This window comes from Devosia polycyclovorans (assembly GCF_042181575.1).
In the GTDB taxonomy this organism is placed as follows: domain Bacteria; phylum Pseudomonadota; class Alphaproteobacteria; order Rhizobiales; family Devosiaceae; genus Devosia; species Devosia polycyclovorans.
This window is the reverse complement of the sequence record NZ_CP170082.1, coordinates 3,077,498-3,090,977: the sequence shown is the minus strand read 5'-3', so window position 1 is coordinate 3,090,977 and position 13,480 is coordinate 3,077,498. Positions and strand designations below refer to the sequence as shown.

General features: G+C 60.8%; 16 protein-coding genes. 11 read left to right on the top strand and 5 right to left on the bottom strand.

The window, feature by feature from the left end:
* The first annotated feature begins 81 nt into the window (after positions 1 to 81).
* The 4 genes from ACE4RL_RS15465 (at position 82) to ACE4RL_RS15450 (ending at position 2,601) form a co-directional block, all read left to right on the top strand.
* Positions 82 to 504, top strand: coding sequence for a MucR family transcriptional regulator (locus tag ACE4RL_RS15465; RefSeq protein ID WP_375597999.1), 423 nt, complete (start codon positions 82 to 84; stop codon positions 502 to 504).
* Between the two features lie 155 nt (positions 505 to 659).
* On the top strand, positions 660 to 1,019 hold the full coding sequence (locus ACE4RL_RS15460; RefSeq protein ID WP_375597998.1) for a helix-turn-helix domain-containing protein: 360 nt from the start codon (positions 660 to 662) through the stop codon (positions 1,017 to 1,019).
* Positions 1,006 to 1,497, top strand: coding sequence for a DUF6456 domain-containing protein (locus tag ACE4RL_RS15455; protein WP_375597997.1), 492 nt, complete (start codon positions 1,006 to 1,008; stop codon positions 1,495 to 1,497). Before ACE4RL_RS15460 ends, ACE4RL_RS15455 begins: the two co-directional genes overlap by 14 nt.
* Before the next feature lie 75 nt (positions 1,498 to 1,572).
* Positions 1,573 to 2,601, top strand: coding sequence for an acyltransferase family protein (locus ACE4RL_RS15450; protein ID WP_375597996.1), 1,029 nt, complete (start codon positions 1,573 to 1,575; stop codon positions 2,599 to 2,601).
* Here the strand turns inward: ACE4RL_RS15450 and ACE4RL_RS15445 are convergent.
* Positions 2,598 to 3,026: a SufE family protein gene (locus tag ACE4RL_RS15445; RefSeq protein ID WP_375597995.1), complete on the bottom strand. Its 429-nt coding sequence runs from the start codon at positions 3,024 to 3,026 to the stop codon at positions 2,598 to 2,600. The two genes, ACE4RL_RS15450 and ACE4RL_RS15445, sit on opposite strands and share 4 nt — an antisense overlap.
* A gap of 1,237 nt (positions 3,027 to 4,263) precedes the next feature.
* On the opposite strand from ACE4RL_RS15445, the gene ACE4RL_RS15440 reads away from it, so the two are divergent.
* Genes ACE4RL_RS15440 through ACE4RL_RS15430 form a run of 3 tightly spaced genes read left to right on the top strand, consistent with a single transcriptional unit; the run spans position 4,264 to position 7,173 of the window.
* Positions 4,264 to 5,640, top strand: a complete 1,377-nt coding sequence (locus ACE4RL_RS15440) for a sensor histidine kinase (RefSeq protein WP_375597994.1) — start codon at positions 4,264 to 4,266, stop codon at positions 5,638 to 5,640.
* Positions 5,637 to 6,824: a peptidoglycan-binding protein gene (locus ACE4RL_RS15435; RefSeq protein ID WP_375597993.1), complete on the top strand. Its 1,188-nt coding sequence runs from the start codon at positions 5,637 to 5,639 to the stop codon at positions 6,822 to 6,824. Before ACE4RL_RS15440 ends, ACE4RL_RS15435 begins: the two co-directional genes overlap by 4 nt.
* 1 nt (position 6,825) lies before the next feature.
* Complete coding sequence (locus tag ACE4RL_RS15430) at positions 6,826 to 7,173, top strand: DUF1491 family protein (protein WP_375597992.1); 348 nt, start codon at positions 6,826 to 6,828, stop codon at positions 7,171 to 7,173.
* A 51-nt stretch (positions 7,174 to 7,224) separates the two neighbouring features.
* Here ACE4RL_RS15430 and ACE4RL_RS15425 read toward each other — a convergent pair whose 3' ends face one another.
* Positions 7,225 to 8,382, bottom strand: coding sequence for a DUF2336 domain-containing protein (locus tag ACE4RL_RS15425; protein ID WP_375597991.1), 1,158 nt, complete (start codon positions 8,380 to 8,382; stop codon positions 7,225 to 7,227).
* Between the two features lie 167 nt (positions 8,383 to 8,549).
* Here ACE4RL_RS15425 and ACE4RL_RS15420 point away from each other — a divergent pair, with 167 nt between their 5' ends.
* The 4 genes from ACE4RL_RS15420 (at position 8,550) to ACE4RL_RS15405 (ending at position 11,754) form a co-directional block, all read left to right on the top strand.
* A complete protein-coding gene (locus tag ACE4RL_RS15420; RefSeq protein WP_375597990.1) occupies positions 8,550 to 8,729 on the top strand; it encodes a hypothetical protein in 180 nt (59 codons plus the stop codon).
* A gap of 76 nt (positions 8,730 to 8,805) precedes the next feature.
* The gene (locus ACE4RL_RS15415; protein ID WP_375597989.1) at positions 8,806 to 9,546 is read left to right on the top strand and encodes a hypothetical protein; all 741 of its coding nucleotides are present in this window, start codon (positions 8,806 to 8,808) and stop codon (positions 9,544 to 9,546) included.
* 26 nt (positions 9,547 to 9,572) lie between these two features.
* Positions 9,573 to 10,931 (top strand): chromate efflux transporter, encoded by a 1,359-nt coding sequence (gene chrA / locus ACE4RL_RS15410; RefSeq protein ID WP_375597988.1) that lies wholly within the window; start codon positions 9,573 to 9,575, stop codon positions 10,929 to 10,931.
* A 37-nt stretch (positions 10,932 to 10,968) separates the two neighbouring features.
* Entirely contained in the window at positions 10,969 to 11,754 is a 786-nt protein-coding gene (locus ACE4RL_RS15405; RefSeq protein WP_375597987.1) for a hypothetical protein, read from the top strand.
* An 18-nt stretch (positions 11,755 to 11,772) separates the two neighbouring features.
* Here ACE4RL_RS15405 and ACE4RL_RS15400 read toward each other — a convergent pair whose 3' ends face one another.
* Genes ACE4RL_RS15400 through ACE4RL_RS15390 form a run of 3 tightly spaced genes read right to left on the bottom strand, consistent with a single transcriptional unit; the run spans position 11,773 to position 13,456 of the window.
* Positions 11,773 to 12,342 (bottom strand): NUDIX hydrolase, encoded by a 570-nt coding sequence (locus tag ACE4RL_RS15400; RefSeq protein ID WP_375597986.1) that lies wholly within the window; start codon positions 12,340 to 12,342, stop codon positions 11,773 to 11,775.
* Positions 12,339 to 12,884 carry a DUF1254 domain-containing protein gene (locus tag ACE4RL_RS15395; protein ID WP_375597985.1) on the bottom strand — a complete coding sequence of 182 codons (546 nt, stop codon included), beginning with the start codon at positions 12,882 to 12,884 and terminating at the stop codon, positions 12,339 to 12,341. Before ACE4RL_RS15395 ends, ACE4RL_RS15400 begins: the two co-directional genes overlap by 4 nt.
* Entirely contained in the window at positions 12,881 to 13,456 is a 576-nt protein-coding gene (locus ACE4RL_RS15390; protein ID WP_375597984.1) for a DUF1214 domain-containing protein, read from the bottom strand. The genes ACE4RL_RS15395 and ACE4RL_RS15390 overlap by 4 nt, the downstream gene beginning before the upstream one ends.
* Positions 13,457 to 13,480 lie beyond the last annotated feature (24 nt).

Here is a 13,480-nt window from a genome sequence, read left to right as displayed (position 1 = left end):
AGTAAACGATCATATTAGATCAGTAAGGCTAGTGACTGCCCTTGTTGCGGCCCAATAAAAAAACAATTGGAAGGTTGAGAAATGAACGACGATACCGGCGCGTTCGCGGCTGTTGAGTCCGACCTGATCGAACTCAGCACGGAAATAGTTTCCGCATATGTCAGTCATAATGCGGTGAGCCCCGGCGACTTGCCCAAGCTGATTGCAGAAGTACATAGCGCCCTGCGCGCCCTTCAGGCTAACGAGAATCCCGCGCCTGTAGAGGAACTCAAACCAGCCGTGCCGATCCGCAAGTCCGTGGCCAATGACTTCATTATCTGTCTGGAAGACGGCAAGAAATTTAAGTCCCTCAAGCGCCATCTGCGTACCCACTACAATCTCTCGCCCGAAGAATATCGCGAGAAATGGGGTCTGCCGGCCGACTACCCGATGGTAGCGCCCAGCTATTCGGCAACACGCTCCAAGCTTGCCAAGGACAATGGTCTGGGTCGCAAGGCTGACTGATCTGGGCAGACTGCCCCTTAGACGGATTTCAATGGTCGCCTCCAGGCGGCCATTTTTGTTTCTTTCATAGCATTCGACCCACGACTTATCCCCGGTCGGCTGGCCTCGTCTAGAAAATAGGAATATAGTCCTTTTTCTGACGGAGCCACGCTGCTATGGAACATCTAAGCCCCCTCGCGACTACCCATACTCCTGTCGGGACAGCCAACAAGACGGCGGTACGCCTAGCCGTCGACCTGGTCGCAGAGTATGCGAATGTTCCAGTTTCGCAGATATTTAGCATTAACCGATGCCGCTTGAAATCGGCAAGAGCCCGTCAGCTGTCCATGTACTTGGCCCATGTGGTGCTGGGAGAAAGCCTCACGGCCATTGGCGTTGCATTCGGACGGGATAGGACAACAGTCGCGTATGCGTGTCGTCTCATAGAGGACATGCGGGATGACTTCGCCTTCGACAGCGCTGTTACCCAGTTGGAAGCCCGGCTGCAGGTAGCGTCAGGCCATGTCCATGCATGATTTGCCAGAGGCCGTCTCCCGCCTGTCAGGACAGGGCGGAGCGGAGGCATTCCTGGAGCCTCACCACACCGAGGCCGCACATCTGGTTACCCGCTTGTTCGAGCGTGCCATGCTGCGCCAACGGGTCACCATGTCCTACGATCCGACGCGTGTTGACAGTCGGCGGAACAGCAATGGCCAAGTGGAGCTCGCCGACAACGTGGAGAATGCCCGCCAAGCACTATCAAGTCTGGCAAAAGCCATACCGGCAGATTGCTGGGGCGTACTGTGCGATGTCTGCATTTACGATAAGGGCCTTCAAGAGATCGAGGCACATCGTCGGTGGCCACGCCGGAGCGCAAAACTTGTTCTGCGCATCGGATTGGAGCAGGTGGCCAGTTTGCGGGGGCTAGGGGCCAGCGCAGTGGGTCGGTCCCGTTTGGATCTTCAGTCGTGGTTGCCCCAGCGACCGCTGATGTTTCCCGAGTCTCCAAATTAACGATGTAATGTTTGGTAATGTTGGGCACGGCAACGACAATGATATCAGGGGCCATCTCCAAGGTGGCGATGGTCCGTGAACGCCAAATTAGTGTCAATTCAATCCCTGCGTGCCCTCGCCGCTATCATGGTTCTAACCTCGCACGCCCTGCTGTATCCGCTTGCAGAGCAAACGCTGGTCTTTGGCCGTCTCGGTTGGCTGGGTGTCATCCTGTTCTTCGTCGTTTCCGGCTTCATCATGGTGGCCGTGACCGGGCAGGGAGGTTTTGAGCCGGGCGCATTTCTGCGCCGTCGGGTTTTGCGTGTCGTGCCGCTATACTGGGCCTTTACCCTTCTGGCCGCATTCCTGGCGCTAGTACTGCCAGACTTGTTCAAGTCGACGGTATTCGACGGAGAGCAATTAATACTCTCGCTGGCCTTCATTCCGTTCTACAATCCGGCCAGTCACGGTCTGCACCCACTCTACAAGCTTGGATGGACGCTCAACTACGAGATGTTCTTCTATGTCAGCTTCGCGCTTCTGGCCGTGCTCAGGGCGCGCCAAAGAGTAATGATCCTGACCGTCGCCTATGGCGGCCTGTGCCTGATTGGCATGCTTTGGCATCCCGAAGGCCCGATACCCGCATTCTACACAAGCTATATGCCCCTTGCATTTGTGGCCGGCACCTGGCTTGGCGTCGCTCACATCGAGGGGCGGTTGGTCAATATGCCTCGGACTGTGGCCTTGCTCCTTCTGGCGGTTGCTTTGGCAGGCCTGGCAGAGGGTTTCTGGCTCGATCGTGGCGTGGTCGAAGATGGAAGAGCCTTCCTCGGCTTTCTTGCGTTCGCCGCTGCGGCTACCGCGCTTGTTGTTGCAGTCGAACCGAAGATGCCGCGTTTCGCCGTTCTGGAACGGTTGGGTGATGCGTCCTATTCGATTTATCTTGTCCATATTTTCGCGGTGGGCGCGTTTGCAGGATTCGTGCTCAAGCTTCTGGAACCCAGCAACGGCATCGCCATGACCGGCGCGGTAGGACTGGCGATTGCGGGAGGCTTGGCTCTGGGGTGGGCCTGCTACGTCATGGTTGAAAGGCCGCTGATAGGGCGGCTGCGGCGCTTCGCCTAGGCCAAGGCGGCCTTTGCTTCTCCCCGAATGCGATTGACCATTGCCACGAGCCCGTTGGACCGCTGTGTCGTCAAGTGCTCGCGCAATCCCAGCTCATCGAAAAGCGCAATGGCGTCGGTATCGGCTATCTCCCTGGCCGGCCGATCCGAGTAGAGCGCGAGTAGAACGGCCACCAGCCCCTGGACGATCATCGCATCGCTCTCGCCGCGGAATCGCAGATGCGGCACACCGCTGACGGCTCCCGGCTCCGCCACCAGCCATACCTGTGAGACACAGCCATTGACCCTGTTGGTTGGCGTCCGTTCTGCCTCAGCGAGCTTGGGTAAAGCTTGCCCCAACTCGATGAGATAGCGGTAGCGGTCCTCCCAATCGTCCAGAAAGGAAAGGTTGTCGGCGATGTCCTGAAACGGCTGCGGCTGTGTCATCCGTCCTATCTAGGGGATGGTGCACACCAATGCCAGAGGCCTGAAGGACAAAGAAAGGCCGCAGATGCGGGGCAGCGCATCTGCGGCAGGGGCCAGGGGTCAAATGGAGTAGCGTCGCTTGGGGAAGAGACACGACCCCTGGAGTTACTTCCGGCGCCGGGGCAGGCGCCTTTTATCCCGCGCGGCTCGGCCGAGGTCTGGGCATCGGAACCGCATGTACTGCCGGCAATGCATGCATGGGAGTGCTGGCAGTCTGGGGAGAACGGAGCGCCGCTGCTGCAATGGCCTTGCCACCCAGGCACTGAATATCCTGGCACTCGATGCCCGAGATTTGTGCGGCGACAAACTGGCTGCCGCGCGCCATTGCGTCCTCTGAAATTGAGGCCGCGGCACCTGTGACGTCCACCCCTGGTCGCATGACCAGGAAGGCGAGGATCAGCCAGAATGCAGAGCGCAACAAAAACATGTTTCTTGTCCAACTTGGCCGAAACTGCCGGCCTTTGAACCAAGGCTAGGGCCGGGGAATTAAGCGCGGCTGGGACAAGTCGATAAAATTTGAGGCAAATGCCAACTGCCGCCCGACGCGGGCAAGACCTTGTTTACGCTAACTGGCAAAACACCCGCGCGTCTGCCGTGAATCAGATCGATTGGCTGGGTGGCTTAAGCCTGTCTTAGCGGTTGCTGGACGAGGCTGACCGCCAACAAGGACCCGGCCAGAGCTGGGCACAAATGGCTCGGGGAAGGGCCATTGGGCGATCCCTGGGTCGCAGCGTACAGGCGTCGATTAGTGAGTTTTTTGTTGATGCGTAGCTTCACCGCCTTTGGAGCCAGAAAGCGAAGCGCCCCAGCGCCGGCGAGCCTTGGCAACTGGCCCGAGGTTGTGCGGCGCAAGACCATAGCATTTGCCGCAAAGCTTCTGGCCCTGGCTGGTATTCTGGCAATGCTCCCAGCGATCTATGTCTTGCTGTTCGGTGCGGCGGTACCCTTCCTGCTTGCGTCCATTGTGCTCGCCGGTGGTCTGGTGAGCTATGCATTATACCAGCGCGGCCAAAGTGAAAGTTCGGCCGCCGCGCAGGTGGCAACCTTGATGGCCGTCGGTCTGGCTCTGACCCTGATGGATCCGAGGCCAGCTGATGCCGGTCTGGCTATGGCTGTAATGGGGCCGGTACTGGCCGCCTTGATTGCTCGCGACCCTTTGCGGCGCCTGAGTTGGCTTGGCCTCGTTCCCGTCACGGCCTTGGGGCTGATCGCCGCATCTCTTGGATTGCCGGCCATTCCCATTTCGAGCCCGGTTCTTGCCTATTGTTCGGTTGCCGGCTTCACCCTGGCCTTTGCCGTCGTGGCCTTTAGTGCACATCGTATCAATGCGGCCTTCGAGGTGAACGACAAGGTCCAGGTCAGTGCCTATCGCCATCTGATTGAGCATGTCCAGGACACTGTTCTGCGCATCAAAGCGGATGGCAGTATCGCGCTGGCCTCGCGCTCTTCGGAGACGCTGTTCGGCTGTCCCCGCTACCAGGTGGCTGGTACCAAGCTTGCTGAGCGCCTGCACATCATGGACCGTCCGGGCTACCTGACAGCTTTGGCTGAGGCGGCGCAAGATGGGCGCAACCGCATGATTGAACTGCGCTTGCGTCAGGATGATCCGCACACTCGAAGCAATGTACCGCGCTTCCTGTGGGTCGAAATGCAACTTTCTCCAATTATCGATGAATCGGCCGGCAGTGGGCGCCACGATGTCATAGCGCTATTGCGCGACATCACCGCTCGGAAGGACGCCGAAGCAGCAATGGCCGATGCACGTCGTGTGGCTGAGGATGCGTCGCAGGCCAAATCCCGGTTCCTGGCTACCATCGGGCACGAGCTGCGTACGCCACTCAACGCTGTTGTCGGTTTCTCGGAGATGATGTCCAGCGGCATCGGTGGTGAGCTGTCGCCAACACACAAGGAATATGCCGGTCTGATCCAGCAGAGCGGCAAGCACTTGCTCGAGGTGGTCAATATGCTCCTCGATATGTCGCGCATCGAAGCTGGCAAATTTGAGCTTCAGGCCGATTCCATGGACGCCGGATCGATCATCCCCGCTTGCTTCTCTATGGTGGAGACTTTGGCCCAGGAGCAGAACGTTCGGCTCGTTTCCGAGATCGAGGCGGATTTGCCGCCAATGCTGGCCGACGAGAGGGTTTGCCGCCAGATTGTCATCAACCTGCTCTCCAACGCCATCAAGTTCAGCCATGAGGGCGGGCTTGTAACTGTCACCGTCAAGCGCCAGGGGCAGTCGATCAATTTCTCGGTGCGGGACCGCGGCATTGGCATGGCGCCGGCCGCAATGGCCCGAATCGGAGAGCCCTTCTTCCAGGTGCAGGATGGCCTGAGCCGCAAGTATGAAGGCACGGGGCTCGGTCTTTCCATCGTCAAGGGACTGGTTGAACTCCACGGCGGTACGTTGCGCGCCATGTCAGAAATTGGTGCGGGAACAACGATCACTGTTTTGTTGCCTATAAACGGTCCGGCAACCAAACCGGGTGAAACTGCCGACATTCTGCAACTTCATCGTGAGCCCGTGGCTGCGGCCCCCACTTCATGGCCAAACGAAAAAAGAAAAGCACTATGACGGCTTCGACCCTGACCCAACTGCCGCTTCTGGCCGGCAGTGCCCTGCTCGGCACAGTTGGCCGCGCGGGGCTTTGGACACTTTCGCGCTATATGCGAGCGCCGCTCGCATCCACGGGTCTGCTGGCCATGGTCAGTCTGACTGCCCTTGCCGGTAGCAATGCCTTGTTCTTTCAGACGGCGGTGCACCCTTCGCCATTCTTTACGCCATCGCGCGATGAAGTGGCGCCGCTGCCGACGCCGGCTGTCGAGCGGCCTGCTGCGTCGCAGACCAGCGCTGCGCCCGCGCTCCCGCAGCTGCCGGCCGCCAGCCCGGAGACGACCGGAAGCGTTCCCGCGGTCGTCGAGCAGGCGGTGCCCGACGCGCCTGTCGGCAACGCCCAGATGTTCGCGGTGCAGAAAAAACTGCTTGAGTTGCAGCTGTTCCAGGGCAAGGTCGATGGCTATTACGGCCCCAAGACGGCCGAGGCCATTCGTGCTTTTGAGCAGCGCAACGGCATGACGCCAACCGGCGCCAATGACCCGCTGGTGATCGAGGCAATTCTGAACTCCGACTCTGCCGGGCGAGTGACCATGTCCGCGGCGCCTGAGCCACAGGCTGTCCGGCAACCGGGCGTCACCCCCGTAGAGGCGGCGCCCGTCCAGCAGCATGCCGTGGCGGCGCCAGTAGCGGTTGCACCTGCGGCGCAGCAAGACCAGGTCGTGGCGCGCTTGCAAACGCTGTCTCCGGCGGAGCAGGTGTTCGACGATGTTGCCCAATCGGCGGCCAACACCATCGACTCGATCATCGCCGCGGTCGATGGCTCACGCGGCACCAGTAGCGCAGCAAATCCGCCAGTTCCAAGCGCCTCTCTGCCTTCGCTTCGTCCGGCTTCCCAGTCCATGCCGGCGCCCGTGCAGCCGGTTGCAGCCGTTCAAGAACAGCCCGCAGCCGTGCAGATTGCCAGTGCCGGTTCAGCGGTCGCGCCGGCATCTGTGCCACCGGCGACTGACGCCGCCCTGGTTGCCCGGATACAGACCGGACTGGCCAGCCTGGGCTTCTTCCGAGGGCCCATCGACGGCAAGCCTGGCCCGGAGACAGCGCGCGCCATTCGCGAGTTCGAGAATTTTCACCGCTACAAAATGACCGGTCAGGTACAGCCAGATCTGGTCGAGCTCCTGCTCAAGGCAGGCGCGACGATCTGACGTGTCCAGCCTGAGAAGCGATTTGTGGTGCATGGCCTTCGTCCGGCGCCACAATGACATGGGCAATATGTGCGTGGTAGCCCGGCGCGGTGATCCGATCGCCGGGCAGATCTTCATCGAGGTTGATCACCTTGATGGGACGCGATCCCTGTTCACGCCCGCGCCAACTGTGAGCCGGGGCGATAGCGCCGGGCAGATGTTTCAACGCCGCTTTGAGCGGGTGGAACCCGCCAAGGTGCGCGAGCGCATTGAGCAGGAAATCTCGTTCGATCCCGATCTTTGGGTGCTGAGCATCGATCTGCGCAGCGACGACCTCGGCATCGATTTGGTGCGGACCGATCCCAATTAGCATAAACCTCTGGGCACGGCCCGGCAGCTACAAGCTGAGAGGTGACGCAGATCAGCTGGCGCGGCGCACGCCGATCTTGGCCAAAGCTTCGATTGCCTGATCGACCACGGGATTGTGCGCTGGAGTGAGCGACGCCGTACGGCGGCTGGCCTGAGTGAAAGGCTGATGCTGCGGCTTGGATAGCTCAAGCAGGTTTACCTCGCCACGCCAGGCGCTCATCAGATAGGCCATGGATTCAGGAGAAACCGCGCCGAACAGCGTGGCAAAATCAGCCAGTGCCCGTGAGCGTTCGCTGTCATGGCTGGTAGCGTGGATTAGGACTTTCAGGCCATCATAGGCCGTTGATCCGAAGGCTCGCAAAATGACGAAAAGCGAGGCGCCGGTGACGTCATGCGCAATCTGGCCGCAGCGGACTTCATCGAGTCCGGTGATCTGCGAAAGCAGCCGCGTCACTTCCGGCCGGCGGTTTTCGGAAAAGAGCTTCATCAGCGCCTTGGTCAAATCGCCCGTCGCCACCGACAGCTGTTCGATGGTCCGGGAAATCGGCGCCGTAGGCGTGGTGCGGTTGGCGAATGCTTGAATGACCTTCACCCGATGCGCGTCGGACAGATCGAAGAACGCGGGTGCCAACAGTGCTGCATCGAAGTCGTCACGATGGCCAAGAGCCTCGGCAACCAGATGATCCATCTGCGCAGAGCGCGCCAACGCACTCAGATAGGCACCGCGCGGCACGATATGGGTATTGGCGGCAAGGGCCCGATAAACCTTGCGCGAATTCATCTGAAATAGCTTGGCCAATACAACATTGCTCAGGTCGGCCCGTTTCGCCAGGGTGGCGCAAGCGGGCACGTCATAGCGTGCGATGGTGTCCAGCATGGTCTGGTCAGAAAGCTCGACCGCCCCTTCGAGGAACGGGATCAGATCCTCGCCGATGTTCTCCACCACCAAACGTTCAAGTGCCGGTGAAAGCATTTCCGCCCGACCAAGGATAGCAGCACCTTTGGCGCGCGCCTGGGGACCGGCGATCGGAAACAGCCTGGCCGCCAGCGCCTCGAATTGTTCCATTTCGGGAACCGTCGGCTTGCCGCGCCGTGCATAGGCGTCACAGGCGGCGATGAGGAGGGTGTTGGTGCGGTCGACACCACCCGTCTCGATCAGAAGCTGAAAGGTCTCGTAAGGCTGAAATCCAAGCATTTCCGGCGGAACCATCGACTCATGTTCGCATCGAATTTGATGCTGGTCAGACTCTTGCCGCCAATTCGTTAGCAGACTGTTAACCTTGACGATCTCTTAATAGGAAACAGCGCGAGGGGCGTCGCGCCGGGACGAGACTACTCAACTCGCTGCCCCCACTAGGGACGGGGGAGCGGCGCACAATGGAGGTCAGCTTGGGAAAGCTGCTAAAGTTCGAGGGGCGGAAGAAATCCGCCAGCGCTGGAAGTCAGATTTCCGGCGACGCCCAGATCCTGATTTTCACCGGGGTGCGTTATGAACGCGGGACGCCGCCGCCACCGACTACTCGCAATGACAACCGACCTAAGCGCAAGCGCATCTGAGGCTGTTGGGCATTGGCTCCGCGCTGCTCTGCTTGCGACTCTTCTCGCCGGCGCCGCCGGATGCGTTGCGCGGCCCGTGGGCGATTTCGGCCGGGCGCAACCGAGCGTGCTGCATGACACGGTCATGCCCTATGCCGGCAAGCTGATTGCAACCAATCGCAAGGAGCCGGTTTCCAATCTCAACCAGACCGACCAGGAACGCGAGATGCACGATCGCACCTGGCGTTTCCTGATCGCTGCACATAGCCGCGACTGGCTCTTTGATGGATCGGTCGAGTTGCAGCGCACCCGCATCGGGCCGGCCCGGGATTTCCGCTACACCACTGAACGGTATTATGCCTGGCTCCGGAGCACGACCTACCAGTCGTCTACGACGCGGTACAACACCGTGGGGCGGCACATCCTGGCGGACCTCGATACTGTTCCTGCCACCTTCCTCTCGATCTGTGCGGTCCTGGAAGTGGACAGGCAGCGGCGCATTGCTGTTGCCGAACTGGGTACGATCGAACCGGAAGTTGCTGACAATGTTGCGGCGCGGCAGATCGAGAACCAATGGCATATCGACTGGTTCGTCCGGGCCCTGAACTATCGCTATGACAGCTATGCCTATGCGCTTGACCACCTGCTGGCCGAAACACCGCATGAGCAGTCCATGGGCGTGGACGAACAGCTTCGCCGCATGCGGCCGTGGGCTGACCGGGCCAATCAAGGTGATTTCTGCTCATCCAATTCGGGCAGCGGGGGCGGTCATGGTGTCACCATCCCGTCGCGGTTCCAGACGATGGTGTATGACAAAGAGGTCGTGCTACCCAAGTAAGGCCATTCGCCAGCGTACAGGGTATCATGACAGTCAACACCAAGCCTGCCTATCCTTCCTTCCCGGAGGCGCTGCGCGTCTGGGCCAAGATCGGGTTTCTGTCGTTCGGCGGACCGGCCGGCCAGATCGCGCTAATGCACAAGGAATTGGTGGAGGACCGGCGCTGGATCTCCGAGACCCGGTTCCTGCACGCCCTCAACTACTGCATGCTCTTGCCCGGCCCCGAGGCCCAGCAATTGGCAACCTATGTGGGCTGGCTGCTGCATGGATGGCGCGGTGGCGTGGCCGCGGGCGTGCTTTTCGTGCTCCCCGGCTTCTTCGTCATACTGGCCCTGGCGACGAGCTATGCCCTGTTCCAGCAACTGGACTGGGTAGCCAGCATCTTTTTCGGATTGAAGGCCGCCGTTCTCGCGATAGTCGTTGAAGCCCTGATCCGGGTGGCGCGCCGGGCGCTCAAAAACAGCTTGTCCTATGGCCTGGCAATCATCGCCTTCCTGGCGCTCTTCGCATTCGCAGTGCCTTTTCCGCTGGTCGTACTGGGGGCAGGTCTCGTGGGTTATCTGGTGGCCAGGCGCCGTCCGGACCTGCTAGGCGGCGGCGGACACAAGGCCAGCGCCCAGGCGCCGCAAGGCTCGGCGGTCATTGACCAGAACATATCGGAAGTCGATCCAAGCTGGCGCCGTGCGCTGATGGTAACTGGTGTCTGGGGCGGGCTTTGGATCGCGCCCCTCGTGCCCCTGATCTTCCTCTGGGGCTGGGACACGACGTTCGCGGTCATCATGACCTTCTTTTCGCAGATGGCGGTGGTGACCTTCGGCGGCGCCTATGCCGTGCTTGCCTATGTGGCGAGCGAGGCCGTGGGCACCTTTGGCTGGCTGCAGCCCGGCGAGATGCTGGATGGGCTGGCCCTGGCCGAGACAACGCCGGGGCCACTGGTACTGGTGCTGAGCTTCGTGGGCTATCTGGCAGGTTTCCGCGATGCGTCGGGGCTGCCGCCCGTCTGGGGCGGGGTGCTGGGGGCAAGCCTGGCCACCTGGGTGACCTTCGTGCCCTGCTTTCTCTGGATTTTCCTCGGTGCGCCCTATATCGAGCGGCTCCGCTCCAATGTGGCCATAGCCGGAGCATTGGCGGCGATCACTGCCGCCGTGGTGGGCGTGATCTTCAACTTGGCGCTGTGGTTCGCCCTGCATGTGATTTTCGACGAGGTTGGACGGATCGAGGCGAGCATCATCTCCATGGCATGGCCGGTATGGGGGACGCTGAACTGGAGCGCATTGGCGATGACGGCACTGGCGGCGGTCTCGCTATTCTTTCTGCACTGGGGGGTGCTGCGGACTTTGGCGCTTTCGGCCCTTGCTGGCGTGCTGCTGCAATCGCTCGTTTAACGCTTGCAAGGTGTCTCAGCGATCGGGAGGCGAATTCATGGAAGTGGTGCTTGGCGCAACTCTGCATGATCCTGTGGGGCGGACTGCCGAAGCCATCCAGCGGCTGGCGCGGGACTTGAAGGCGGTGTTTCCTGCCATCGTTCTCAACATTTCCGATCTCACCAGGCCCGAAGTGGTGGATGCCGCCGCTGCGCTGGGCGCCACGATCACTCGCCATGTGAGCAATGAAGCCCATATCGGCCGGTTTCGGCGCGACGCGATTGTGCAGGCGGCTGATGGCCGCCACGTGCTCTATGCTGACTTCGACCACTTGTTGCGCTGGATCGAATTCGGTCGGGAAGATCTCTTGCGCGCGTTGGAAACGGACCCTGACGCCGATGTGCTGGTGGTCGGGCGTTCAGAGCATGCGCTTGCGCGAGAGCCTCGGCGGCTGCGGGAAACTGAACGTCTGGTCAATCATGCCTACCAGCTGATGACTGGAGAGAAATGGGACCTGATGTTTGCCATAAGGCGCCTGTCGCCAGCCGCGGTGCGAATGATCGCCTCAGAAAGCCGGATCGACACCCTCGCCAACGACGTCGAATGGCCTCTGCTGGCCAGGCGCGCGGGCCTCACTCTGGGCTATGTCGAGTCTGATGCGCTCTACTATCGAACTGTCCAAGAGTTCGGAGCTGATGAAGTCAGCGGCGACGGGGATCCTTTGCAGTGGATTCGGCGCCTGGAATTTGCGGCGCTGCACGCCGGAGCCATGCGGGAATTTCTGGACCGCGAGGCGGATAATACGCGGCAAGACAACAAGGGGACCGCGTTGCTGTCTCGATGACTCGTCGTCCGACGGGCCCTAACCCAACGCGGCCACCGTACCTAACCGGGCGACCGCCTTGGGGGCGAACTCGGCCAGTCTGCGGGCGTCGCACCATTGGGCGGCGTTGACCTCTTCGAGTTGGGCAATCAGGGGCTGAGCCGGATCGGCGACAAAGAGATATTGCAGATCGTGATGGATATGCGGCGTTTCGTTGCGGGAGGCCTTGCCCGGCACATCGTGGCTGTCGATGACAAAGGGCAGGTCGCTGTCCTGGTGCCAGGGGTGGAGCCGCAGGCCGGTGACCCCGGTCTCCTCCTCAGCCTCGCGCTGCGCCGAACCGGAAAAGGTCTCGTCTGTCTCATAATGTCCGCCCGGTTGTAGCCAGCGGCCGATCGTGATGTGGTCGATGAGCAAAGTCTGGCGGTGGTCGGGCGAGAGGATGATGGCGCTGGTGGTAACATGACCGGGATAGGTGGTGCGCAAATCGAGCCGATGGCCTTGTTCGATCTGCCAGCGGAGCAAGGAGAGATGTTCGCGCGGACTGGCGACGTCCGCGAGGTAGCGCTCGACCAACTTGGACAGCGCGGTAAGAAAGGTCGTCGTCACGTCCGTGGTCCGCAGTTGATCTCGGACAGTTCCTGCTCGAACCGCGAGCGCATCGCCTCGTGGGGCGCCGAGAGGCGAACCAGCACGAAGAGCTGGTTGGTCGGCGCTTCCACGATGAGCAATCCATCAGCAATATCAATCTGCTGCTGTGCGAGAAGACGTGTTTGCGCTGCGTTGAAAATGCCCAGTTCGACTGTTTGGCCGATACCGTCGCGATTGGTAGTGGAATATATGACCACGCCGTTCTGGTCATAGACCGCCACCGACCAGAAGGCATCGGGCAATACCCCGCTCAGATAGGCCGGTCCGTTGCTCAGATCGACCTTGCAAACCCCGTAACTCAGCTCCGGGTCAAGGCGTAGCGGATTGGGTGTGCCCTGGGTTACTCGATCGAGCACCAGCATGCGGTTTTCCGCCTTGAGGGCGCTGATCCGTGACCAGGTGGTTTCCTCGGCCAGAAGGGGCAGGGTTAGAATGGCGACGATGTGAATGACACCGCCGAGCAGCAAGCCGCCAATCAACCAAAGCAGGGTGCGCGTCACAAACATTGCTCCAGGGTGATGGAGGGCATGCTCGCGTCTGATGAGGCAAAACCGGAAAGCGCCGTGGTGTCATACAGTGTCAGCACAAGTTGAAACTCGCCCTCGCCAGCCAGTTCAAGCCAATTGCCCGGCCGCAGGCGGGTCCCAATATGAACCCGAAACATGCCATCGGTCTCTCGGACTATTTCGCTTGACCTTAACGCGGGATCGGTGCCGGGCGCCGCCAGATTGACCCAGGTCGCGTCGACCGCGGAAAGTGTCCAGAACGTTGAGACGGGCACATGGCCGGCCAGCAGATAGGAACACTCCAGTTTGAGCGGAGCGTTGTCGCTGTCGGTCGTTGCCACGAATTGCAGGCCCTCGCTGCGCCCAAGCTGCAAGGCCGCTTCGCGGGTGAGATGGCCACGCGTGTATGGATTGGGGGCAGGGGAGCCGGCATCTGGCCATGCCGTCCAGGGACCAAGAGTTACCGCCCCAAACAGACGGCCATCAGTTAACGCGTAGTAGCTCAACCCGAAGCCCACTGTCAGGGCAATGGCAATGGACAAGAGCAGACGCAGAACAAAACGCACGAGTCAGCTTCTCCGCAGTCTGGG